General features: G+C 61.3%; 25 protein-coding genes. 16 read left to right on the top strand and 9 right to left on the bottom strand.

Annotation, left to right across the window (positions count from 1 at the left end):
• Positions 1 to 887: trypsin-like peptidase domain-containing protein (locus VL197_16240; GenBank protein HUJ19536.1), on the bottom strand; the 887-nt coding region annotated here is incomplete at its 3' end.
• A 270-nt stretch (positions 888 to 1,157) separates the two neighbouring features.
• Complete coding sequence (queF, locus tag VL197_16235) at positions 1,158 to 1,517, bottom strand: preQ(1) synthase (GenBank protein HUJ19535.1); 360 nt, start codon at positions 1,515 to 1,517, stop codon at positions 1,158 to 1,160.
• Between the two features lie 273 nt (positions 1,518 to 1,790).
• On the opposite strand from queF, the gene VL197_16230 reads away from it, so the two are divergent.
• The 3 genes from VL197_16230 (at position 1,791) to VL197_16220 (ending at position 4,987) form a co-directional block, all read left to right on the top strand.
• On the top strand, positions 1,791 to 2,834 hold the full coding sequence (locus VL197_16230; GenBank protein ID HUJ19534.1) for a hypothetical protein: 1,044 nt from the start codon (positions 1,791 to 1,793) through the stop codon (positions 2,832 to 2,834).
• Positions 2,835 to 2,957: 123 nt separating this feature from the next.
• Complete coding sequence (locus VL197_16225; protein ID HUJ19533.1) at positions 2,958 to 3,794, top strand: energy transducer TonB; 837 nt, start codon at positions 2,958 to 2,960, stop codon at positions 3,792 to 3,794.
• Complete coding sequence (locus VL197_16220; protein ID HUJ19532.1) at positions 3,791 to 4,987, top strand: DUF401 family protein; 1,197 nt, start codon at positions 3,791 to 3,793, stop codon at positions 4,985 to 4,987. Before VL197_16225 ends, VL197_16220 begins: the two co-directional genes overlap by 4 nt.
• Before the next feature lie 91 nt (positions 4,988 to 5,078).
• On the opposite strand, the gene VL197_16215 is transcribed toward VL197_16220, so the two are convergent.
• The 7 genes from VL197_16215 to VL197_16185 are packed head-to-tail and all read right to left on the bottom strand — an operon-like array spanning position 5,079 to position 12,636.
• The gene (locus VL197_16215) at positions 5,079 to 6,710 is read right to left on the bottom strand and encodes a hypothetical protein (protein ID HUJ19531.1); all 1,632 of its coding nucleotides are present in this window, start codon (positions 6,708 to 6,710) and stop codon (positions 5,079 to 5,081) included.
• A gap of 21 nt (positions 6,711 to 6,731) precedes the next feature.
• Positions 6,732 to 7,157, bottom strand: a complete 426-nt coding sequence (locus tag VL197_16210) for a hypothetical protein (protein ID HUJ19530.1) — start codon at positions 7,155 to 7,157, stop codon at positions 6,732 to 6,734.
• Positions 7,147 to 7,659, bottom strand: a complete 513-nt coding sequence (gene pilO, locus VL197_16205; protein HUJ19529.1) for a type 4a pilus biogenesis protein PilO — start codon at positions 7,657 to 7,659, stop codon at positions 7,147 to 7,149. Before pilO ends, VL197_16210 begins: the two co-directional genes overlap by 11 nt.
• Positions 7,656 to 9,086, bottom strand: a complete 1,431-nt coding sequence (locus VL197_16200) for a hypothetical protein (GenBank protein HUJ19528.1) — start codon at positions 9,084 to 9,086, stop codon at positions 7,656 to 7,658. The genes pilO and VL197_16200 overlap by 4 nt, the downstream gene beginning before the upstream one ends.
• Before the next feature lie 8 nt (positions 9,087 to 9,094).
• On the bottom strand, positions 9,095 to 9,955 hold the full coding sequence (locus VL197_16195) for a prepilin-type N-terminal cleavage/methylation domain-containing protein (protein HUJ19527.1): 861 nt from the start codon (positions 9,953 to 9,955) through the stop codon (positions 9,095 to 9,097).
• A 5-nt stretch (positions 9,956 to 9,960) separates the two neighbouring features.
• Entirely contained in the window at positions 9,961 to 11,169 is a 1,209-nt protein-coding gene (locus VL197_16190) for a type II secretion system F family protein (protein ID HUJ19526.1), read from the bottom strand.
• A complete protein-coding gene (locus VL197_16185; protein ID HUJ19525.1) occupies positions 11,170 to 12,636 on the bottom strand; it encodes an ATPase, T2SS/T4P/T4SS family in 1,467 nt (488 codons plus the stop codon).
• Between the two features lie 472 nt (positions 12,637 to 13,108).
• Between VL197_16185 and rpsF the strand changes: the two genes are divergently transcribed.
• From rpsF to glgP, 13 genes are all read left to right on the top strand, one after another.
• Entirely contained in the window at positions 13,109 to 13,471 is a 363-nt protein-coding gene (gene rpsF / locus VL197_16180; protein ID HUJ19524.1) for a 30S ribosomal protein S6, read from the top strand.
• Positions 13,472 to 13,526: 55 nt separating this feature from the next.
• Entirely contained in the window at positions 13,527 to 13,940 is a 414-nt protein-coding gene (ssb, locus tag VL197_16175; protein HUJ19523.1) for a single-stranded DNA-binding protein, read from the top strand.
• A gap of 54 nt (positions 13,941 to 13,994) precedes the next feature.
• A complete protein-coding gene (rpsR, locus tag VL197_16170) occupies positions 13,995 to 14,300 on the top strand; it encodes a 30S ribosomal protein S18 (GenBank protein ID HUJ19522.1) in 306 nt (101 codons plus the stop codon).
• A gap of 182 nt (positions 14,301 to 14,482) precedes the next feature.
• Positions 14,483 to 15,418, top strand: a complete 936-nt coding sequence (locus VL197_16165) for a DUF2232 domain-containing protein (protein ID HUJ19521.1) — start codon at positions 14,483 to 14,485, stop codon at positions 15,416 to 15,418.
• Between the two features lie 299 nt (positions 15,419 to 15,717).
• Positions 15,718 to 15,999, top strand: a complete 282-nt coding sequence (locus tag VL197_16160) for a DUF507 family protein (protein HUJ19520.1) — start codon at positions 15,718 to 15,720, stop codon at positions 15,997 to 15,999.
• A gap of 48 nt (positions 16,000 to 16,047) precedes the next feature.
• Positions 16,048 to 16,386 carry a DUF507 family protein gene (locus VL197_16155; protein ID HUJ19519.1) on the top strand — a complete coding sequence of 113 codons (339 nt, stop codon included), beginning with the start codon at positions 16,048 to 16,050 and terminating at the stop codon, positions 16,384 to 16,386.
• Positions 16,383 to 18,587 (top strand): diguanylate cyclase, encoded by a 2,205-nt coding sequence (locus VL197_16150; GenBank protein HUJ19518.1) that lies wholly within the window; start codon positions 16,383 to 16,385, stop codon positions 18,585 to 18,587. The genes VL197_16155 and VL197_16150 overlap by 4 nt, the downstream gene beginning before the upstream one ends.
• Before the next feature lie 106 nt (positions 18,588 to 18,693).
• Positions 18,694 to 19,230 (top strand): sigma-70 family RNA polymerase sigma factor, encoded by a 537-nt coding sequence (locus VL197_16145; protein HUJ19517.1) that lies wholly within the window; start codon positions 18,694 to 18,696, stop codon positions 19,228 to 19,230.
• Between the two features lie 84 nt (positions 19,231 to 19,314).
• On the top strand, positions 19,315 to 19,956 hold the full coding sequence (locus tag VL197_16140) for a zf-HC2 domain-containing protein (protein ID HUJ19516.1): 642 nt from the start codon (positions 19,315 to 19,317) through the stop codon (positions 19,954 to 19,956).
• A 2-nt stretch (positions 19,957 to 19,958) separates the two neighbouring features.
• Positions 19,959 to 20,540 (top strand): Spy/CpxP family protein refolding chaperone, encoded by a 582-nt coding sequence (locus VL197_16135; protein HUJ19515.1) that lies wholly within the window; start codon positions 19,959 to 19,961, stop codon positions 20,538 to 20,540.
• A 392-nt stretch (positions 20,541 to 20,932) separates the two neighbouring features.
• A complete protein-coding gene (locus VL197_16130; protein ID HUJ19514.1) occupies positions 20,933 to 21,547 on the top strand; it encodes a YkgJ family cysteine cluster protein in 615 nt (204 codons plus the stop codon).
• A gap of 190 nt (positions 21,548 to 21,737) precedes the next feature.
• On the top strand, positions 21,738 to 22,298 hold the full coding sequence (locus VL197_16125) for an NUDIX hydrolase (protein HUJ19513.1): 561 nt from the start codon (positions 21,738 to 21,740) through the stop codon (positions 22,296 to 22,298).
• A gap of 236 nt (positions 22,299 to 22,534) precedes the next feature.
• Positions 22,535 to 24,253 (top strand): alpha-glucan family phosphorylase, encoded by a 1,719-nt coding sequence (glgP, locus tag VL197_16120; GenBank protein HUJ19512.1) that lies wholly within the window; start codon positions 22,535 to 22,537, stop codon positions 24,251 to 24,253.
• Positions 24,254 to 24,370 lie beyond the last annotated feature (117 nt).

The following is a 24,370-nucleotide window of genomic DNA, read 5'->3' as shown; positions in this document are numbered from 1 at the left end:
ACGGTCTTGCCAATGTGCCCGAAGGCGACCATCCGGGGCAATTCCAGGGGATCGAGGATCTTCTTGCCGTCCAGTTCCACGATCACGTCTCCCCGCTTGAGCCCTGCCTTGTCCGCGGGGCTGTTCTTGGTGATCCCGTTGATCACGGCGCCGATCGGTTCGCTCAAACCGAGCGCCTCGGCAAGGTCCGGCGTGACCGCCTGCGCAGAAACGCCCAGCCAGCCCATGTCGGGCCTGCCCTTTTCCCGGATCGACGGCAGTACTTCCTTCACCATGGTGATCGGGATCGCGAAGCCCAGGTTCTGGCCCGTCGCGATGATCACCGTGTTGATCCCGACGACCTGGCCTTTCATATTGAAAAGCGGCCCCCCGCTGTTGCCGGGGTTGATGGCCGCATCGGTCTGGATCAGATCGTCATAGGGCCCGACGCCGATGACCCGGCCCTTGGCCGACACGATGCCGGCGGTGACCGTGTGGTTGAGGCCAAAGGGATTGCCGATCGCCGTGACCCAGTCGCCCACTTCAAGCCCGTCCGAATCGCCGAGCTCGACCGAGGGCAGGTCCCTTGCCTCCACCTTGATCAGCGCGATATCGATCTCCGGAGACGTGCCGATCAGCTTCGCTTCCAGCACCCGGCCGCCGGAAAGAGCCACCTTGATGTCGCGGGCCTTGTCCACCACGTGATTGTTCGTCAGGATATACCCGTCGGGGCTGATGATGAAGCCGGAACCCAGGCTCTGTCTCACCTGCTCCCGCTGCGGCGGCCTGCCGCCGAAGAACCGGTAGAAGAAATCGTCCATCTGCGGGTCACCGAAGGGAGAGGCCTGCTGGACCTTGACAACCTGCCGGGTCGAGATGTTCACGACCGAGGGCATCTCTTTCTTCACGAGCGGCGCGAACGACTCCGGAGCCGCAGCAGCAAAAGAGTGCAGGGGGACAAGGCAAACGACAAGAACAGTGCAGATTAAACGCCAGGAGGACCTCATGAACTGGCTCCCTTTGTCGGAAAACTCACCACAACGTTCCATAGATATCATGGTACCCTGAAATAGTCAAGCCCCTTCGTTCAACCGGTCTCTTGATCATGGGTCTGATGCGGGAGAGAGGAGTGGTATCTCTGGCGCGGACAGGCCGCGGGAGGGATTAGAATGTCCGGGCTACTTGACGACCCGGATGACCGTTTTCACGTTGCCACGGACATTGAAGTCTCCGACGACCTCCAGCGCGCGCGGTTTGAGCTGCTGGTCGAGGGTCTCGAAGATCAGGTTCGTCGCGGCTTCGTGGGATACGCTCCTGTCGCGAAAGCTGTTCAACCAGAGCTTCAGGGCCTTGAGCTCAACGACCTTCCGGTCGGGCGTATAGGTGACCCTGATCGTGGCGAAATCGGGGTAGCCCGAGCGTGGGCAGAGACAGGTGAATTCGGGGTAGGATATCTCGATCGCGTAGTCCCGCTCCGGGCTGGGATTGGGCCAGAGCTCCAGTTTCACCTGCTTGATCGCTTTGGTTCCGTATTTCATGGAGCGCATAGTACCGGTTTTAGAGGGATCTGTAAAGGGAAATTGCCCCGGGCGCAGGACGGGACAGTCGTGCCATCATCTTAAGGCAGCACGTCCGATACTCTGCTCCACGGAGCCCATCGCAGCGTTCAGAAACCATCACGCCCTCACCGGCATGAGGCCTCGCAGCGGACCGGCCATGATCGCGCGGCGGCTTTTGAGTTGTTTTTTACTTCCGATGAATATATAATGCCCCGATCAACGACCGCGGCGCGGAGCGCGAAAGGAACATCAATGGCCACCAGCTACAACTGCATCGCAACGGGCATCGGCAGCCTGCCCGTCACTGACCCCGACCAGGCCGCGGCCCTGTCGCTCCGGTACCTCCCGGAGGCGCCCATCTGGCCGCAGCTCCCGCAGCGGGATTTCCGCGAACACATGGACGGCCAGTACAGCGAGTCACTGCCGGGCCTCGCGCTCGACGAGGCGAAGATGCGCTTTTACTTCGACACGTCACAAGACCTTACGCCGGGGCTCGAGAAGTTCTTCGAACGGTACCTCGCAAAGGACTATGGGTTCTTCAAGATCACGGCGGAGTATGCGGCGGCATTTCCCGCCTTTATCCGGGCCCTCAGGGCGTCCGCTTCGCCGGCACTGCGGTTCGTGAAAGGCCACGTCACGGGCCCGCTCACGGCCGGCATATCCTTCAAGGACGAAGCTGGCAGGGACATCGTGCACAACGACGTGGTGTTCGACGCGGTCGTCAAGGGTCTTGCCATGAAGGCCGCCTGGCAGATCAAGGTTCTCGGCCAGTTCGGAAAGCCCGTCATCATCTTCATCGACGAGCCGGCAATGGAGTCCCTCGGCTCGGCCTTCTCGGCGGTCTCGCCGGAGTTCGTGGCGGATAAGTTGAACGAGATCATCGATGTCATCCACGAGCTCGGCGGCATCGCCGGCATCCACTGCTGCGGCAACGCGGACTGGCCCCTGCTGTTCAACACCAGGGTGGACATCGTGAACTTCGACGCCTTCGGGTATATGGAAAGGGTCCTGCTCTACCCCGGGGACATCAGGAAGTTCTATGACCGCGGAGGGGCGCTCGCCTGGGGCATCGTGCCCACCGGAGCGTTCACCGGCGCCGAAACCGCCGACATGCTGGTCGGGAAGTTGGAGGCCGGCATGAAGCGCCTCGAGCAGCAGGGGATCGGCCGCACGGCCATGCTCGGACAGTGCCTCCTCACGCCCTCCTGCGGCATGGGCAGCCTCACTCCCGAAAGGGCCGAGGCGATCCTGAAACTGCTCAGGGAAGTTTCGGACAGGATGCAGAAAAACTTTTAACCACGGATAAACACCGATTAACACAGGTAAGAAATTGTAGGATTACTTCCTGATATTCCCTTTTCTTATCCGTGTCCATCCGTGTTCCTCCGTGGTTTCAATTCGGATTTTCAGACTATTCCCATGCCACGGCATTTACATTTCACGAAGTTCGTCATCCTCTCCTTCGCACTCCATGCGCTCATGATCGCCGTGGCCTTTTCCCTGATCAGGCCCGATTTGACGCCCCTGCCCATCTCCATCCCGGTCAACATCGTGAACCTGCCGGGGGAGATCGTGAAGAAGCTGCCGCCCGTGCAGCGGCCTGCTCCGCCAGTCCCTGTTCCTCCTGTCCCCCCTCCTCCCCCTGCGGTGCCCAGGATCCCGCAGCAGGTCGTCCCCGACAAGCCGTATCCCCGGGGCCCCGTTCCGATGCCGGATAAATTCGGATCGGACAACGACGTAGCGCTTCCCAAAACCGGCGGTGCTCGGCGGACCGGCATTCCCGGCGGAGCCGAGGAGGGGAAAGAGAAGGGCGGGACGACCATGGAGGAGACGCACAAGCAGGGCGGCCCGCTCCCTTTCCTGAGCCAGAACGATATCGACGAGCTCGCGCGCCGGGGCATGCCGGAGCAAAAGCCGGGCGAAGATTCGGTCACGCTCGATACCGACGAGTTCAAGTTCATGTCCTACAACCGCTGGCTCAAGATCAAGGTCGAGAGCGTGCTGAAGTATCCCGAACTCGCGGCCATCTCGGGCTACCAGGGCACCCTGTTCATCAGGTTCGACATCATGCAGGACGGCTCGCTCGGCGACTTCGAGGTCCTGAAGTCTTCGGGCTACAAGATCCTCGACGACGAGGCGGAACGCGCGATCCGCGCGTCCGCCCCGTTCCAGCCGCTCCCGAAGGAATGGCGCAGGGACCGCTACTCGATCCGGGCCGCCGTCATCTTCTATCTCGGCTCGGGGTACATCCGATGACGGACCTGCTCAGGATCGGGCTTTCCTTCGCCGTTATCGTGCTCATGCTTCGCCTGCGCTGGAACTTCGGCCTCGTGATGCTCGGGTCCGCGGCCTTCCTCGGCACGCTTTACGGCATCGGCCCCCTGCAGCAGCTCGGGGTAGCGTTCCGGTCGAGCATCGATCCGGTCACGATCAACCTCGTGACCGGGCTGGTGCTGATCATGGCGCTCGAGAACATCATCCGCAAGCGCGGCGTGCTCAGGCGCATGATGGAGGCCGTCGTGAACGTGGCCCGGGACCGGCGCATCGCCATGGCCGTACTGCCCGGCGTGATCGGGCTGCTGCCGTCCGCCGGCGGGGCGGCGTTCTCGGCCCCCATGGTGCAGGAAGCCGCGGCCGACGCGGACATCCCTCCGGAGCACAAGGCCTTCATCAACTACTGGTTCCGCCACATCTGGGAGTACATCTGCCCGCTGTACCCGGGCGTGGTGCTCGCCGCGGCGGTTACCAAGATCCCCATCAACCGGTTCCTGCTGTCCCAGCTGCCGCTTCCCCTCGCGGTTGTTGGCGTGGGCGCCTTCCTCGCGTTCCGGGGCGTCAGGACCGGACAGGTTCCGGGGAAGCGGGACCGGAACGAGGTCCGCGCCCTCTTCATGACCCTGCTCCCGATCACGGCCGCCGTGGCGCTCGTCGTGGTGTTCAAGCTGCCGCTCGCGATCGCCATGATCAGCGTCGTGACGGTCATGTTCCTTTACTTCCGGTACACGCCGCGGGAAGTGCTGACCACGATCCGCGAGAGTCTGTCCCTCAACATCGTGCTCATGACCATGGGCATCATGACGTTCAAGGGCATGCTCGAGGCCAGCGGGGCCATCGAGGCCCTGCCGGTGTTCTTCCGGCAGAGCGGGATGCCGTCGGGCCTCGTCCTCTTCACCCTCCCCTTTACCGTGGGCCTGCTCACGGGTCTGACCGTGGGGTTCGTGGGAGCCACGTTCCCGATCATCATGGCGATGACCGGAGGTCACCCCGAACCCGGCGCGGTCACCTTCGCCTTTGCCAGCGGATTTGCCGGCGTGATGCTGTCGCCCACGCACCTCTGCCTCGCCCTGACGCTCCGGTATTTCAAGGCCGATATGGCGCAAACCTACCGACTGATGTACCTTCCGATCGGACTGGTGTTTTGCGCGGGACTCGTACGGTTGTGGCTCTGAGGCTGACGTATGCCGCCACACTCCGGATAAAAAAAGGGACCGCTCCCTTTCGGGAACCGTCCCTGACTGGAGGTTGCCTGCGGGAAGACGGCTACGGCGTCGGGAAGAACGTGCGCCCCGCCTTCGACAGACGGTCCTCGTGCCTCTGCCTGATGTCCGCGATGCTCTTGTCGTTCAGGACGTAGGGGGTGATCAGGATCACGAGCTCCGTCTTCTGTTTCGAATGGCTTATAAAGGAGAAGAGCCAGCCCAGGTAGGGGATGTCGCCCAGGAGCGGCACACCCCGCTTGGTCTCCAGGATCTTGTCCACGATCAGGCCCGCGATGACCACTGTCTGCTCGTTCTTCGCCTCGACCATGGTGTCCACCTCGCGGATGTCGATGATAGGGGCGCTGCTCTTGCCGTCCGGCGAGATGGACGTGCTCGACAGCTCCGAGATGCTCGGGTGGATCTGCATGGTGACATTGTCCCGGTCCCCGATCTGCGGCGTCACGTCCAGGAAGATGCCCACCTCGTTGATCTGGGGCGTGGTGTAGTTCGCCAGCACGTTGCCCTGGGCGTTGAAGATGGAGCTCGCGATCCAGGTCACTTCCTTCGTCGTGAGCTTGATCACCGCCTTCTGGTTGTTCAGGGTCGCGATCTTCGGGCTCGACAGCATGTTCAGCGTGCCCTGCTGCTTCATGGCGTCCAGCAGCGCGCTGGCCTTCGCGGCCGTGAACGCGATCTGGAACACCTCCGTGGGGGGCGTCGGTACCAGGTTCTGGGAGAACTTCCACCGCTCTCCGCTGGGGCCTGTTCCGCTGCCCGCGATCTTGTTCCAGTCGATGCCGAGCGAGAAGTCGTCGTTCAGCGAGACCTCTACGATGTGGGCCTGGATCAGCACCTGTTTCTTGACCGAATGCTCCACGTCGTCGAGGAACGCCTGGACGTTCTCCATGTTGTCCGAATAGTCCTTCACATAGATGATGCCGGCGAGCTCGTTCACGATCAGCTTGCGCCCGGTCTTGTCCGCCCTGCTGTACCCGTTCTCGTGCTTGCCGCTGCCCGAGTCACCGAACACGATCACCTCGAGGCCCCTAGTGACCTCGCTCCAGAAATCGGACACACCCGAGGTCTTGACGCTCACGCTGCCCTGCTGCGACGAAGAGGACGAGTCACCGTAGGAGGCACCGGTCGCCCCGCCCGAGGAAACGTTCAGGTTGATGCTTCCGCCGGCCGAGCTGACGCCCCCGTTCACCGATTCATTTATGGCGGCGTTCATCGTGCTCGTCGACGCACGGCTGCCCTTGATGTAGTTCAGGGAGAAGGTCTTCGAGATGAGCCGGGACTTGATCACCCTGACGATCCCGTTCTCGACCGTGACCGAATACCCCTGAGGCTTCAGGATCGACGCGAGGATGTCCTTGAGGCCCTGGTCCTTGATCTCGGCGGTGACCTTGCCCGTCACGTCCCGGTCGGCGATGATGGTCTGTCCGCTCTTCCGCGACAGGAGGATAAGCACGTCGGCAAGGTCCGCGTTCCGGACGCTGAGGGAGTACTTCTGGTCCCCGTCGATGCCCTTGAACTCGTCGCGACCGCCTGCTTCGGCGCGGGGTTTCTCCTGGGCCGTACCCGCTCCGGGCTCCTTCAGCGACATCGTGTCGGGTATCTTCGCGATCCTCGGCGACGCGCACGCCGCGAGCAGCGGAATTACGATGAGCGATGCGTATACGATCTTCCTCATTGCTTTCTCCTCCCGGAACTCTTACCTTCCGATGGTCAAAACCCTGGTACCCTTATGATTTTTGATCGTGACGCTCTTCTGGCCCACGTCCACGACCGTATACCCGTTGAGGGTATCGCCCACGCCTACGACCCTGTCGCCAATAAGGGCGTATCCCTTCCCGCCCTTGGTCATGGTCGCCGCAAGCGCGAACCCGCTGCCGCGGGATGCCGCACCTGCCCCGCTCCTGCTGCTCTTGTCGGTGTACCAGAACGGGTCCCGCTTCCATTCGCCGGTCCGCGCAACGGGAGTTCCCGCTGCCCGCTCGGCCGTCCCCCCGAAAGCCGGGGAGTCCCCCTGGCGCACCGCCTTCACGGCGCGTTTCTCCGAGAAGAAGGACACGTTATAGTACAGTACCAGGACGAGCAGCACTCCCACGACCGCTATGACATATCTGTTACGCAGCATCGGCCACCTCGAGCGACATGATCTCGATGATCATGTTCGTCTTGATCGCATTCTTGCCCGGCTTCATCTCGAGCAGGATGAGGCGTTTGAAGCGCTCGATGCCCTGGACCGCCCTGATATAGTCGGCGACCGCCCGGTACCTGCCTTCGAAAGATATCCGGATCGGCCAGGCCGTGAGGGCTGCCACGTCGCCTGCGCTCTTCTTGACGGATTTTTTCTGCGCATCGTTCACGGTCGATATCTCGACGTTCTGAAGCCCCGACCTCTGGGCGACGGTGTACAGTCCTTCGACAAAGGACGAGACATCGGCCTTCGCCGGGAATTTCCTCTTCAGCAGGTCCTGCTCCCCTTCTCCGCCCTTCTTCCACTCGGCGCTGTGCAGCGCCGCCGTCTGTGCGCGCAGTTCCCGGATCTGGCCCAGCCGCTTCGCGCCGTAGACGAGCGCTGCACCCAGGGACGCGATAAGGCAGGCGGCAAGCAGGATATTCATCGGCTTGGTCATGGACGCACCTCGCAGGCAACCTTGAAATGGACCAGCTTTTCCTTGTCCGTCCTGGTGATCGATATACCCGGTTCGCCGCGCCGCTTCAGAAGCGGAAAGCCGTCGATCATCCTGACCACGTTCGTCAGCAGTTTCCTGCCTCCGATCTCCTCGGAATGGGAGGGGGTCACGAAATCGATATCGAGAAGCGGTGTTGCTGCAGCCTGGCGCTTCAGGGAGATGCCTTCGATGTAAACGCCGGCCGGGGTCGCGTCTGCCAGGTAGGAGAACAGCGGGTAATAATCGGCCTCCCCTGCGGCGAGCCGCTTCAGGGCGTCGGCGCTCCGTTCATAGGGATTGCCGGTCCGCATCCGCTGCTCGAGCTCCCGGGTGGCCTTCGTCACTTCCTCGAGCATGCCCTTCTCCCGCGTGTACTTCATCTCGACCAGAACGTAACCGGCCAGGAGGAGCACCGCATAGGCGCAGACGGCGGCAAGGACGGCGCCGCGGCCGGCCCTGAACTGCAGCCCCGTCATCTCCTTCGGCAGGTAATTGATCACGGTCCCGTCGGCGATGCCGCAGGCCATGCCATGGAGGGCGGTAAAGAGGAACCCGTCCCCCGCCGCCGACCCGGTCAGCGTGTTCAGCGTCGCCACATCGAGCCCCGTCGATTCCCTGAGCGTCTCGCGGATGCCCTCGAGCCTTCCGCCGCTGCCGCAGATCCACAGATACCGGACGGGCATGTCCGGGTACTGCTGCTTGTAGCCCAGGTGGAAGTTATACGTCGCCTCAGCGATGCGGTACAGCCGCATCTTCTGGATGCGCTCCATCTCGACGCCGTTGTACAGCTCCTGCTCCACGTCGATGGGAGGCAGGGAAATCTTTTCGTAATGGATCACGTTCTCCTGGTGCAGGACCGAGATATCGATGAAATCGTTCCCGACATCGAAGATGGCATTCACCTGCGTAACGTCGCCGTGCATCCGGGTGAGCGCCTTGCGGTTCGCCTGGAGCGGCGTGGAAACGGTCCTGACCGCAATGTGGTGGGAGCGGAAGATGCCGATGATCGCCTCCACAGCCTCGTGCTTCACCGTTTCCGCCAGGAAGAGCAGCTGCTTTCCCGAGGTCCCGGCCGGGAGTACCTGGACCAGGGGCGGGGGAGCGTTCTGGCCCTGAGCGATCTTCCGCCTGATCACTTTTTCCGCGTCGGACCGGGACATGTTCTGCAGCCGGAACACTTCCGTCGAAGCCGCCTCGCCGGGCAGGATCAGGTGCACCCGGTCGAGCCGCACGCCCGCAGCCGCGCTGATCTCGGCAAAGGCCTTGCCCGCCTGCGCCGCGTCGTCGAGCGAGAACTGCTCATAGGTCCTGGTGAAGGTAACGGACTCGCCATCGGCGACCAGCGCCCTCAACATCCGACCTCGTAGATCAAGATACACGTTCTTCATCGTCATCCTCACGGAACAACAGACTGGATCTGCAGGTTCGTGAACAAGGAAGCGGTGTTCACATCCGAGGCTATCTCGATCGGCGTTCCGGCGACTCCCGTCTGACAGTTGATGTCGGAGAACAGCCGCGGAGATACATACAGCCTCCCGGCGGGAAGCGCATTCGCCGGTGTACAGGCAAAGTTCTGCACGTAGTTCACCTGCGTATTGCCCGCGTTCGCGGCGATCGCCAGTGCGCCGTTGCAGCAGATACTGCTGGTGGCAAGCACGGCGCCGGTCCTGTCCTTATACTGGGCGCTGACGCCGATGTAATAATTCTTCGCCAGCGTGGGGGCTGACGCAAACAGGATGTTCACATTGCCCTGGATCGCGATGGCCGGCGTGACCTCGGCCTGATAGACCTGGAGGTCCGTGTCAACGATATCGTCCCCGGTGGCTGCCGCCCCGTCCGGGCCGTAGCTTCGGAGCGACGCGGTGACCCTTCTGCCGAGGCCGTCGGGCGTCGTTGTATATTCGATCGCCCTGCCCCAGGCGTCCTTGGCGTAGTTCGAGGGATCGTACCCGGCGGGCACGTAGGGTCCGTGCCAGTTCGGGAAGCCGTCGTCGACGATGAGTGCGTCGAGGTTTGCCGGCAATTGCCCCACGTCGCCTACGTACCCGTAGCTGGTCCTGACGCCGTTCTGGACCATGCGGCTGTCTCCCACGAGCGCGACCTTGAGCGTACGCATCCGGTCTCGGGTGGCCTCGGCGTCGTTGTTCTCCCATATGCGGTACACCATGGGAACCATAACGCCCGTCATGATGGCGACGATCGCCACCACGACGATCACCTCAATCAGCGTAAACCCCTTCTCATATGGAGATCGCACGTACCTCACCGGACCCTGATGCCTCCCACGACCTTATAGATAGGAAGAAAGATCGAAAGCAGCACGACGAGCACCAGAGCGCCGAGCAGCACGATGATCAGCGGCTCGAACAGGCTGAACACCTTTTTGAGCGTTTCGGGCACTTCCTTGTCGAACATGTCGCTCGCCCGCTGGACGGCGCTTTCGAGGTTCCCGCTCTTTTCGCCGATCGAGACCAGGTCGACGACGAGCGACGGGAAGGCGCCCGTTTCCTGCATGGACTGGGCGATGCTCTTGCCGTTCATGATCGATTCCGTCACCTGCGCCATTGCCTCGGACAGCACCGTGTTCTGGACGACCGCGGAGGCGATGGTGAAGGTCTTCTTGATATTGAGCCCGGCGCCGTGGAGGGTCGCCAGCGTCTTGCAGTACCGCGAGAGGTTGATCTTCCGGATGAGCGTGCCGACCAGCGGCAGCGCGAGCAGGAAGGTATCGAACTTCCTCCGCCCTTCATAGGTCCTGAGCCACAGCTTGAACAGGACGAACGCGGCGGCGGCCGAAAGCACGATCAGCGGAAAGTAGTGGTTGACGAAGTTCGCCGTGGTGATCACGATCCGGGTAGCGAGCGGCAGTTCCACCCTCAGCCCGACCAGGATGCCGACCAGCCGCGGGAACACGAAGGTGAACAGGACGCCGATGAGCAGGATGACCGCGCTCAGCACCATGACGGGGTAGATGAGGGCGGAGCGCACCGTTTTGCGAAAATTGATCTGCCATTCGATGTAGCTCATCAGGTCCTTCAGCACCTTCTCCAGGCTTCCCGAGGCCTCGCCCGCGGCGATCATCTGGGTGTAATAGTCGGGAAACAGGGCCGGATGCTCCTGCATGGCGTCGGAGAGCGACATGCCGGCCTCCAGCTTGTCATGGATCAGCGTGGCCGCCTCAGCCAGCCTCCGGTTCTCCTGGTTCTTCATCAGGTCGCCCAGGCCGCCCGTGATCGGCATGCCGGAGGAGATGATCAGCCGGAGGAAGTAGCTGAAGTCGACCAGGTTCTGGAGCGTGAACCGGACCCGTCCGCCCTTCTCGGCCGTGAAGAAGCCGGCCTTCACGGCCTCGATGAGCGTCAGCCCCTGCATGTTGAGCTTGCGCTCGAGGTCCGTCTCGTCCTGCGCCTGGAACTGTCCGCTCAGGATGTTCGCGTCCTGGTCCACGGCCCTGAAGGTGTAGGTCGCCATTTACAGTCCCGTTCTTGTCACGGTGCTCACCTCTTCGAGCGTGGTGACACCGGATTTGATCTTGTCGACGCCGTTCTGGAACATGCTCCGGAAGCCGCCCTGCTCCGCCTCGCGCCGGATGTCGTCGAGGCCGGCCTTGCGGTTGATCATTTCGCGGATGGCCGGCGTGATCTTGAGGGTCTCGTAGATGACCGTCCGGCCGCGGTACCCCGCTCCCCCGCAGCGGTCGCAGCCCTTGTGCTGGTAGAGCTTCACCGCGCGCGGATCGGCGCCAAGCTTCCCATAGACGGCGCTGTCGCCGGCGAGCTCCTGCCGGCACTCGGGGCAGAGCATGCGCACGAGCCGCTGGGCGATCACCGTGTCGAGCGTCGACGAGATGAGGAAGGGCTCGATCCCCATGTCGATGAGGCGGATGACGCTCGAGAGCGCGTCATTGGTGTGGAGCGTGCTGAACACGAGGTGGCCGGTCAGGGACGCCCGGACGGCGAGCTCGGCGGTCTCAAGGTCGCGCATCTCGCCCACGAGCACGATATCGGGGTCCTGCCGCAGGATGGACCGGAGGCCCGATGCGAAGGTGAGCCCGGCTTTCACGTTGACCTGGGACTGCCGGACCAGGGGCAGCTGATACTCCACGGGATCCTCGATCGTGAAGATGTTCCGGTTGACGGTGTTGATGAACGACAGGCATGAGTAGAGCGTGGTGGTCTTGCCGGACCCGGTCGGCCCCGTTACGAGGATCATGCCATAGGGCAGCTTGAGCGTCTCCTGGATCACGGCCGAATCGGCATCGGCGAAGCCGAGCGAATCGAGGCCGAGCTTCAGGTTCGACTTGTCGAGGATCCTGGCAACGATGTTCTCCCCGTTGATGAGCGGGAACGAGGAGATCCGGAGGTCCAGCTTCCGCTCCCGGTACAGGAATTCGGCGCTCCCGTCCTGGGGAACGCGGTTCTCGGCGATGTTCATCTGTCCCATGATCTTGAACCGGGACACGACGGGGTTCAGGAGGTCCTTCGGGAGATACATGCCGTGATGGAGCGCCCCATCCACGCGGTATCGCACGCGCGTGCCCTTGGTATCCGGGCCGATGTGGATGTCCGTCGCCCCCCGGCCGACTCCGGTCGCGATGATCTTGTCCACCATGCGCACCAGGGGCGACTGGGCGGAATCGACGTCCCTGCGGTCCAGACCGCTTTCGACCTGGAACACGGAGCTGCTCTGCTTCACCAGGGCGTCCATGTCCTCGGGCATGACCGTTGATTCAGCGCCAGGCTCGGCCTTGCCCCCCGCGTCATGGATCACCGACAGGACCTTGAACAGGTCCTGCTGGCTGATGAAGCCGTGGGCGAACAGAATGGCGCCCAGCAGTTCTCCCGTCTTTTTCTGCTCCTCGAGGCCGGTCTGCAGCTGCGCCGTGGTGATCAGTCCCGCCTCGAGAAGCATGTCGCCTATTCTTTTACGCTGTATCACGGTCATTCCGTCCTTAGCGATGGTATCTTTAGTAGCGACTGTTCGGATCGTTCCTGCCCCGAACGCCGCTTCTGCTAACTTATCGGCACAGCTCTCCATAAAATTTAGGCTTTCTGATTTTTTTTGCGCTGCAGGAGGTTTTTTGCATGCTCTCCTCAAGAGTTACTATGATGGAAACGGGCAGGTTTTGTCCGGGCGCAAGCGCGGATAATCGCATTCGAGAAGCGCGGCCGCGAAAATCATGAATGAATTCAAAGAGCAGCGCCCGCGGATTCCGCATCATCCCCGCTTCCCTGTTCCGGGGAAAGAGCGGAGAAACAGAAATTCCTTGCCTTTTCAGCATGTCTGTGATAATGTTTTCATTCCTAAAATACGAGTAAGGTCGATTTCCGGAGACGAGAAGCGCTTTCCCCGGAATTACTCCTTGCTCTCCCGGGGCCGGGAGGGCTATAACCCACAAGGAGGAAGTGAGATGCACATTTACGAATCCATCTTTATCATCAACCCCAATCTTTCCGACGAAGAGACCGCCAATACCATCAAGAAGATGCAGGACGTCGTGGTCAAACAGGGCGGAGAGATGCTCAAGTTCGAGGACTGGGGCAAGAAAAAACTCACTTACGAGATCAAAAAACAGAAGCGGGGCCACTATGCATTCTTCCAGTTCAAGGCCGCGCCTGCGGCGGTCAGCGAACTGGAGCGCACCTATAAGCTCACGGATTCAGTGATCAAGTTCCTGACCGTAAGGCTGGAAAAAGAGCTTCGCACCAGACCCGCTCCCAAACCGAAGAAGAAGGACGCGGCAAAGGCCGAGGCCGGCAAGGCCCAGGCGTAGTTGGACGAGAACCTCCTGAACGCCCGCGCTGCGTTCGGAGCCAGGGAGGAGCACCATGACGAGCTTTAACAAAGTGATCCTGCTGGGCAATCTCACCCGCGACCCCGAGGTGCGCTATACCCCCAGCGGGAGCGCAGTGGCGAGTTTCGCCATCGCCGTCAACCGCAAGTACAAGCAGGGGGAAGAGACCCGGGAAGAAGTCAGCTACATCGACATCGTGGTATTCGGCAAACAGGCGGAAAACTGCGGCCAGTATCTCAACAAGGGTGATGCCGCGCTGATCGAAGGCCGCCTGCAGCAGCGCCGGTGGGACGACAAGGAAACCGGCCAGAAGCGCAGCAAGGTCGAGGTCGCGGCCCAGTCCGTCACGTTCATGCCGAAGCGGCAGTCATCGGGCCAGGCCGCGGGGCACGCCCATGCGGAGCCCGCGCCGGAGCCGCCCGTAGAGGAAGGGGATATCCCCTTCTGACCGGAGTCACCAGAGCATTGATCTTTACTAACCACTATACGAGGAGTTACTATCATGGCAGAGTATCCTGCAAGGACTGAACGGTCCTCCGACTCAAGGCCGAGGGACACCCGGGATGGAAAGGGCCCGGACAAACGCAGGCGGTTCCAGGTACGCCGGAAGGTGTGCCGGTTCTGCGTTGACAAAACGCCTTTCATCGACTACAAGGACATCAAGACGCTCCGCTTCTTCGTCACGGAGCGCGGGAAGATCCTTCCCCGCCGCATCTCGGGCAACTGCGCCCGGCATCAGCGGGAAGTGACGGTCGCGGTGCAGCGGTCGCGGAACATCGCGATGCTGCCCTTCTCCGGCGAGAAGTAAACGCTGACCGGTTCCGGATCGCACGACGGGGAAACTCATGAGAATGGGTTTCCCCTTATTTTTGGCAAAACGCGGGGACACGGAAAAAGCCCGTTGGATGATGATCTTCGCGTAAAAAGACCTTCACGCCGCTTCATACAACCATTCGCGTCCGAGAGATTCATTCGCAGACCAGGAGAACCATGGTGAACTACCGCTCCATTGTCATCGGAATCATCCAGACGACGGCCATGTTCGTCGCGGGCTTCATCATCCCCGTGGCCGGCCAGATCATCGCCCTCTTCACCCCGGTCCCGCTCGTTCTCGCGTACCTGCGCGGAGGCAGGACAGAGGGATCGATCGTTCTGATCGCTTCGGGGCTGTTCCTCACGATCCTCGGCGGCTGGCATACCGCCGCCATTCTGGTGCTGACCTTCGGCCTTATGGCCATCGGCCTTTCCGAGGGCATGCGCAGGCGGTGGAAGCCCGAATCCGCGGTCGTTCTGGGCGGCATGCTGCCCATGATCGTGCTGTCCGCCATCGCCGCCTACCTGTTCTCCCGCATCGGGAAGAACCCGGTCATTGTCGTGGAAGAGTACCTGAAGGGCAGCATGACCGAGGCTGCCAGGCTGTACGCCGAGATCGGTCTCAGGGAAATGTCGTCAGCCATAGCTTCCGTACCGGACACGTTCATCCGCAACCTCGTTCGCCTGCTCCCGGGCATTACGATCGCCACCTCCGTTTTCCAGTCGGCCAGCTGCTATGGCCTCAGCCGCATCATCCTGGCCCGGAGGCCGGGAAACGCTCAGGTGGCCCCGGCGATCCCTCTGGCCAAGTGGCACGCGCCCGATGTCTGGGTCTGGGGATTGATCGTCGGGCTGGCGCTCGTTGTCATTCCCTCGGAAGCTGCGCGCTTCACGGGCTGGAACCTCGCTATCATCTATTCCGTTGTGTATCTGACCCAGGGCGTCGCTATCGTCGACTTCTACCTGCGCAAGGTCCGCATCCAGCCCTTCATCCGGGGAATGATCCACGCACTCATCCTTCTGCTTCCCACCGTCGTGTTCGTGGTCGCCCTCGGCATTGTCGACATCTGGGCGGACCTCCGCAAGGTGCGGGGACCCGGGGAACAGGTGTAACGCATTCCCGGAACAGCAATTCCCCTGAATGAAAAACCACTTTCGTGCAAAGGCGCAAAGAAAGAATAACATCATTCTGCAGTAAGCCGTATAAACACGCTTAAAGAACAAGAATTTGATGTATGTCTCCCTGTCAAAATCGGACGACCGTTCTCAAGCTTCTGTCGTTGTCTTTCTTTGCGTGCTTGGCGGCTCTGCGCGAGACAGCCGCTCGCAGTAGCTTTTAACTCTATTACGAATGAACCAAGTTTTTTCCCTCCCCTTTCCCCTGTTTCTGATATAATGACGCAGGTGAAATCATGCGTTTATCGAAGGATCTAATCCAGCATCTTGCCAATGCAATCGCGTCGAACCTCGAGTCCCGGGGCCTTGTCAAGTACGACGTTCCGAAAACAACCATCGTTGAAAAGATCAACGCGGTGATCACGACGAACATGCTCGACGAAGACAAGCTGAACAAGGACGTCGAGAAGATACTCGCGGCGCACGAGGCGGAGATCATGAAGGGCAACATGGACTACCGCAAGGTGTTCGAGCTCACGAAGCAGAAGCTTGCCAGGGAGCGGGGCATCGTGCTCTGATGGGGAGCAAAGAAAAACAGAGGTATTTGGCGCAACGGCGCCGGGGTCGTGAAGAAAGCTCAAGGGTGCCCTGGATCCCGTCAGCAGCCTGCCAGGAGTAACAACGCCATGCGCTTGACCGAAGACCGGATATCCCATGTGTCCCACCTCGTCCTGGACATGCTGATGCAGGACAGGAACGTCGATGCAATCCAGCCCGAGGAGCGCATCCTCCGCGAGATCAAGCGGACCATTTCGGACGAGCTCAAGTTCGAGGACGAGGCCGACGCCGCTGCGCGTCGCACGATCCAGTCGCTCTCCCGGAGGGTGCCCGAGGGCAGCCGCGAGTGGGACGTTCTCTACCGGAAGTATTTCGAGGAAGAGCTGAACAGGAGAAGGAAGATTTGAACAAAGTTCTCGTCCCCGGCCTCCTGGTTCTGTGTGGTTTTTTCGCGGCCTCGGGATTGTTTCTCGGACCCGAGCCGTCTTTCCCGTATCAGCTCGCCTGGCTCGCGGGATACCTGCTGATCGTCCTCACCGTAGCCTACCGCTCCCTGTTCTCCGACGCGCCCTTCCGGGCCTTCCCGTTCATTGTCCTTGGCGTACTCCTGCTGAACTTCCTCGTGCAGCTCACCGGCGGCGTTCATTCCTTGCTCTGGCCGGCCTATTTCGTATTCGTCTCCGTTGCGGCGGTCTTCCTGCCCCTGCTCCAGACGCTGGCGACGAGCGCCATCATCCTTGTCATCGAGGGCGCCAACCTGTTCTTATCGGGAGGACCGGAGCCGGGCCAGTATCCGATCTATGCCGGTTTTGCCCTGTCCCTTGCCGTCGTTCCCGCGATCATATCCCATATCATCCATCGTACGCGCAGGGAGGCCGCGCAAGCAAAGGACGAGCATGAGAAGCTGCTCGAGCGCGCCGATGCGATCGACCCCCTTGACGACACGGACACGATCGGAGCGCTGACGGATGAGAGCCAGCTTGCGTCGAATGTGAGGGCCTCGAGGAGCCTGGAAGCCTCCTTTGACGGGCTCCTGGACATGATCTACGGGTTTGTTCCTGCACACGCCTATGCCCTGTTCGTGAAGGAGCGGGCCGGGGACGATGACTCCTTCGTGCTCCGGGCGCGCCGCAGCGATGCCGCCGGCATATTTCTCGCGCCCCTCGGAGAAGCGCTCAACTCCGGGAAGACCGGATCCCTCCTCATGCAATGCGTCCAGCTCCAGCAGCCGCAATACCTCCCGGGTGTCCATGAGTCCCTGGGGACCCTGGGGTACTACGTGCGCGCCGTGCCGGTGCGGTCGCTCCTTGCCATCCCCATCACCAGGGGGCGGGAGACCATCGGCATCCTGGCCATCGACAGCCTTGAAGAGGGCGCCTTTTCCCTGGAAACGCAGGACATGCTGGCGCGATTTTCGCCCTTTTTCATCGAGATCATCGAGAAGATCCGTGTCACGCAGGAGCTTGGCATGCGGGCAAGGACCTTCGCGGCCATGCACACGATGAGCGCCGTTCTGAACAGCACGCTCGAACTGGAGGACATCCTGGACGGACTGGCAAGGGAGATCAACATCCTTGTGCCGAACGATTTCTGTGTCTTTGTGCTCTATAATGACAGAATCCGCGCTGTCTCCGTCGTGCACCAGAGCGGGCTTGTGGAACTCGCGGATCCAGAGCAGTCGCTCCTGCGGAAAGTGGCTTCGTCCCTGATGACGGGTGAGAAGGGCGGGGCCAATGACGGGGAACCGGGAAAGCACCCTCTGGAACAAGGCACGCTGATCAACCAGATGCTGAACCAGTGGGAGAAGGGGCAGTCCGCTCCTTACCACTGGTCCGACCTCGGCGAGCGCACCGTGGTCGGCCTGATCGACACATCGACCCGGCTGACCCGGCAGCTCAGGTCCCTCTCCTGCTGGCCGCTGGCAAAAGGGGAGAAGTTCATCGGCGCCTTCTTTCTGGGGTCCCTCAGGCCCAACGCCTTCTCGGAATTTCACCTCACTTTTTTGGAGACCCTCTCCAACCAGATCGCCCTCGTCATGGACAACGCCATCCTGCATCAGCAGATCAGCAGCCTTGCACGGACCGATGGTCTGACAGGCCTGCTGAACCACCGTACCTTCATGGAGAAGCTGGCCGAGGAATATAGACGCATCGACCGGGAACCCCGGCCCTTCTCGATCCTGCTCATGGACATCGACAAGTTCAAGGCCGTAAACGACACCTACGGCCATCCCGTGGGCGACATCGCCATCAAGGCCGTTGCCAAAGTGCTGAGGGAGACCGCAAGGACAACGGACTTCGTGGCGCGGTACGGCGGCGAGGAGTTCGCGGTCGGCATGGTGGACACAACGACCAAAGGAGCGGGGCAGATGGCGGAGCGGGTCCGGAGCATCATGGAAAAGACCGTGGTGACCGCGGCCGGGGCCCGGGATCTCAGGATCACCCTGAGCATCGGCGTGGCGTCGTTCCCCGAGGACACGAAGACCCCCGCCGAGCTCGTCACCCTGTCGGACAATGCGCTGTACCAGGCGAAAAAGTCCGGCAGGAACCGGGTGTGCCTGCAGAAGGACATCGAGGCCGGCGACGGACAGCCGCAGAAGCACTCGTAACGCCAGAGGTAGTGCAGAATGGCAATCCCGAAACATGCAGTAAAATTCAACCTTTCCTTCTCCACCGTGTCATATACGGTAGCGAAGGTCAGCACAGGCCCTCTTCATGGATGAAGACCTTGATCTCATCACGAGAACCGTGGGCGGCGACCGCGAGGCGTTCAACGAGCTGGTGATCAAGTACCAGAAGCCTCTCTATTCGATGCTTTACCGCATGGTCAGCAGCCATGAGGACGCCGCGGACCTCCTGCAGAAGACTTTCGTCAAGGCCTTCACCGGCCTGGCATCGTTCGAGCGGCGCTCGACCTTCAAGACCTGGCTCTACCAGATCGCCATCAATCTGGCGAAAAACATCTACCGGGACCGGTCGCGGGCCGTGCAGGTGCCCCTGGAGAACGTGGTCCTGAGCCGGAATCCCCGGACGATCGAAACGATGATCGCGAAGGAGAACAGGCAGCAGCTCCAGGCGGCCCTGAGCGGATTGCCGGAAAAGCAGCGGCTGACGCTCCTGCTCAGGATCCAGGAAGGGAAGAAGTTCGATGAGATCGCCGGCATCATGCACTGCACCGTGGGCACCGCGAAGGCGAACTACCACCACGCGGTCCAGAAGCTGAAAGCGAGGCTGGGGGGAGAAACAACATAACAAGGACCGGGAAACACGAAGCAGATATCTGGCAGCATCCTGTAATGAAGCGTCAAGATCGGGAGGCCGCCCTGGAATAGGATCATGAAGTGCAGTGAAAAAAACATAAAAGACCTGCTCCCCGCTTATCTGGCAAGGGAGCTCGAAGCCGACGAGGCAGCGCCCGTCGATGCGCACCTGGCGTCCTGTGAGGACTGCCGCACCGAGCTTGCCCTCCTGGCAATGATGGCGGAAGAAACGGTGCCTGACCCGGGCGAAGCTTTCTGGGCTGAGATGCCCGGCCGTGTCTTCCGGGAAGTGCGGGCGCAGCAATCGAAGAGGAAAATCTTCGATGTTTTCCGGATCACGGAGCGGATGGCCCTGCCGCGCTGGGCCTGGGCTGCGGCCGCAACTGCGCTCGTGCTTTTGGTCTCCTGGTTCATCATGAGCCCGCTCCAGAAGCAGGGAGACGACTCCCCTGTCTGGAAAGAGGCATACGATTACAGTTACGGCTCCGTGCACGATCCGGCACTCACCCATCCGTCCACCAACATGTCGGAGCTGTCGTCAACCGAACTCAATTCCGTCGACGCCTGGGCGGGGCAGGAGCTGTCTACCATGGCCTTCGAGGCCGAATCGATCGTGCTGAATCCCGTCGACAGCGACCCCGCCGAGGAAATGGCGGAATTGAATGCCCGGGAAATCGAGCAATTTTCCAGATCGCTGAATGAATTAGAGGAGGGATGACCATGAGAAGGAGCGTCGGCATCATCGCGGTGGCCGCTATTCTGATCGTGAGCGGGACGACCGTTCATGCCCAGCAGGCTCCCGGACGGGGCCCCCTGCCGGGGCAGTTCGAAGACGACCCGGGATTTGAGGGACCCCAGGGCCGCGAACCGGCCCCGAGCGAGGCAAAGCGCGAGGCGGTCCGGAAAAAAGTGGAAGCGGTCAGAATGTGGCGCATGACGGAGGAGCTCAAGCTCGATGAGAAAACGAGCACGCAGCTGGCTTCATTCCTGAGTTCCATCGAGGGAAAACGGCGGGGACTCATCAGAGCACACATGAACGGCATGAAGGAACTGCGGGCCGCGCTCGACGCGGGAAAGCCCGACGAGGGGAGACTGAAGGGAACGATCGACAAGATAGAAAAGAACCAGCGCGCCATGGTCGACCTGCGGCAGAAAGAGATAGACGGCATCAAAGGAATGCTTTCCACGGAGCAGCAGGCACGCTACCTGGTCTTTCAGCAGGACTTCAGGCGCGAGATACGCGGCATGATCGAAGGCGCGAGAGCCGGCGGCGGACAGACACGGGGAGCACCCCGGCAGTAGTTGCCATACCTCAAGGCCGCTTGAACCGTTCAAGCGGCCCTTTTTTATGGCCTTATCCTCCGCCCGCTAAGGAATCATCATTCCTCGCAACGGGCGTAGAAAAATTCGTGAACCCTCTATCCTGAAAAACGCGGCCCGTTCCCCCTGACTCTTTGATGAAAGCTTCCGAGTTTCATCCGATCAATCCCCGAATTGACCAGTGGAAGATGACACTCCCCATCGCGGCGACATGCCCGGGCTTTCCCTGCGACCATCGCTGATTTATGCCTCGCCCCCCTCGCGTTCATGATGCTTTACGGTGATCGTCCCGGCCGCCCCGAAGCCTTATGTTGACAAAAGCCACCGGAAGCCCGTATAATCCCCTACTCTTTGACCAGGGCAGGTGACGCTCCATGCAACGTATCGTAAAAAAGTACGGGAAGTTCCTTGAGATGTCCAGCAAGCGTTTCGCCGAGGCGGCCCGAAAGCACGGTGTGAAGTGCAAGCGCGGCTGCTACGAGTGCTGCTCCGTCGGCTTCTTCGACATTACACTCCTCGATGCACTGCACTTGCGGGCGTCGCTCAGGAAAGTGCCGGCACGGATCCGCGACCGGGTGATCGCGAAGGCCAATGAACAGCTCGACGTCCTCGAGAAGAAGAAGGCTTTCTCCCGGAGGGACCCGCTCCTCAAATCACTCCCTGCCATCGATGCCATATCGCGGAGATCGGCCAAGATGGCCTGCCCGGCGCTCGACGACAATGGGGCCTGCCTTATCTACGCGCAGCGCCCCCACATCTGCCGAATCTTCGGCCCGACCGTCCGCGGCCCGCGGCGCGCGGTGCGGCTCGAAGGATGCGGATACTTCACCCGGGACATCCCGGAGCAGGACTTCCCCATCTTTGACCATTACGAAGAAGAGCAGGAAATGCAAAAGGCCATGTTCCGGAAGGCCGGCCGCAAGCGCATCCGCGAAGTGGATACGATCATCCCGGCGGCACTCACGCTGGACCTGAAGAAGTGGCTTTGAAGGACAATGGTAACCACCGATAAACACGGATGGACACCGATCAAGAAGGCTCTTGTCATAAGACCTGAGCGTTTCCCTGCGTGAGGCAAGGCCGCACCGGCCTGTCCCCGCACTTCGGCAACAGCAGTGATGTTCACCCGGGGGTTCTCCAGTCTTTCCTCCGGGTCCTTGTGGCAGGTGATCCTCAAGAATGGAAATCCTGAGCAGAAAAACCCTCTGGAAGGGAAAGTTCATGAGCGCTGTGGAGATCACCTACCGTGATGCCCGGGGCGTGGTGCGGACCTGGGAGGCCTTGGAACGGGTGGGCATCGGCGGCATCGTGGTGATGGTCGGTGTGACGCCCGGTGGAAAGGTCATCCTGGAGAAGCAGTTCCGGCCGCCCATGGGACGGGACGTGATCGAACTGCCGGCGGGTCTCGTCGAGCCCGGCGAGAACATGGAAGAGGCGGCACGGCGGGAGTTGATCGAGGAAACGGGCTGGTCAGCGGGAGCGATGGAGTTCCTGGCCGAGGGCCCCATTTCCACGGGGGCCTCGACGGAGTCGCTCAGGGCCTATCTCTGCACCGGGCTCGAACAGGTGGGGAAGAACGGCGGCGACGACAATGAGATCATCGAGGTGATCGAGGTGCCGCTGGAGGCCGCCCAGGAGTTCCTGAGATCGCAGCAGAAGGCGGGCGTCCTCGTCGACCTGAAGGTCTTCGGCCTGGTAGAACTGGCGCGGAAGCGCTTGGAGCAGAATCCTGCGCCGTGAGCGCCGGCGTAACCGGGTTGGACCTGCCCGATGCTGGCCGCGCCAATGTCCCTCCTGCCGGCCCGGCACCGAGCCCGATGCAGCTCCCCTTCCGTCACCCCTCTCGTCCCCGTTCAATACTTTCCGAGGCAGCGCAATCCCGCACAGGGGTTGTCTCTTGAAATACCGGAATGTTTCTGTTATCTTTGCTGCAGCCTTTCATCCCGGGAACCAGTTCTTGCGAAACAGGGAGGAGCATGAACAGTTTGCACGAATTCACGAATGAGCCGATGATCGCGTACTTTTCCATGGAGATCGGCGTGAAGAACGACATCCCCACGTACAGCGGCGGCCTGGGCATTCTCGCCGGTGACACCATCAAATCCGCGGCAGACCTCAACCTGCCCCACGTTGCCGTGACCCTGATCGCGCGCAAAGGCTATTTCAACCAGGAGCTCGACGGCAGGGGCTGGCAGCTCGAGAAACCCGTGACCTGGGACCCCGCGAAATATATGACGCTGCTGAAGGAAAAGGTCAAGGTCCAGATCGAGGGGCGCGATGTGTACATCCAGGCCTGGCTCTATCTCGTGGTCAGCCCCACCGGCGGCAGGGTCCCGATCCTCTTCCTCGACACCGACCTCCCCGAGAACGCGACCGAGGACCGGGGCATCACCGACTCCCTCTACGGCGGCGACAGCGCCTACCGCATCAAGCAGGAGGTTGTGCTCGGCATGGGCGGAGTCCGCATGCTCCAGGCGCTCGAGTTCCATATCAAGAAATACCACATGAACGAGGGCCATGCCAGCTTTCTCGCCCTGGAACTGCTGCTCCGGTTCAAGCGCGATATCGAGAGCGTCTGGGACGAGCGTTCGATCTGGGACGTCGCGCGCGTGCGCGACCTCTGCGTATTCACGACCCATACGCCGGTCGACGCGGGGCACGACAAGTTCTCCTATGCCCTGGTCAAACAGGTGCTCGGGGAGATCATTCCCTTCGACGTGCTGAAGGACCTCGCGGGGAAGGACAGTTTGAACATGACCCTGCTCGCGCTGTCGCTCAGCAAATACATCAACGGCGTCGCGAAGAAGCATGGCGAAGTGTCCCAGCACATGTTCCCGGGCTACCACATCCACGCCATCACGAACGGCGTGCATACCTTCACCTGGACATGCCCCGAGATCGCCAAACTGTTCGATGAATACATCCCCGGGTGGGCGCACGAGCCCGAATTGTTCGTCCGGTCGGGCAACATCCCCGAGATCGAGCTCTGGGAAGCGCACCGGGAGGCAAAGCGGAAGCTCCTGACCTATGTCGGCGAGGCGACCGGCGTGGTCATGGATGCGAACGTGCTGACCATCGGGTTCGCGAGGCGCGCCGCGGCCTACAAACGGCCGCACCTCCTCTTTTACGATCTCGACCGGCTCGTGAAGATCGGCGGGCAGGGCCGGCTCCAGGTCATCTACGCGGGCAAGGCCCATCCCCATGACGACATCGGCAAGCGCCTGATCCAGGGCATCCACGAGTTCCGCGACAAGCTGCGGGGAAAGATCGAGATCGCCTTCCTGCCCGGCTACGACATGGACATCGCGCTCAAGCTTGTCTCCGGCGTCGACATCTGGCTCAACACGCCGCTCAGGCCGCTCGAGGCCTCCGGCACGAGCGGCATGAAGGCCGCCCACAACGGCGTGATCAATTTCAGCGTGCTCGATGGCTGGTGGATCGAGGGGCACATCGAAGGGTACACGGGCTGGTCCATCGGCGGGATGCCGACGGAAACTTCCGCGTCGGGGGCCTCCGATGCCGAGGATGCGGCCGACCTCTACTTCAAGCTCGAGAACCTGATCATTCCAAAATATTACAATGCCGACAAGAGCAACTGGAGCCGCATGATGAAGAACGCCATCAGCAAGAACGCCTATTACTTCAACACCCACCGCATGATGCGCCGGTACGTGACCGAGGCTTATATCCGGTAGCATCCGGGACAGGTCCACCAGCCTCCTTCGCCCGTCATTGTTCTCCCGCACAACGGAGATGTGCCTGTCATACCCGCCTCGTGATTATCGTTAAAGATACGCCGTCCGTATTCCGAT

This window comes from Nitrospirota bacterium (genome assembly GCA_035516965.1).
Lineage (GTDB): Bacteria > Nitrospirota > UBA9217 > UBA9217 > UBA9217 > MHEA01.
The sequence above is the reverse complement of the archived record's forward strand: the minus strand, read 5'-3'. Positions and strand labels throughout refer to the sequence as shown.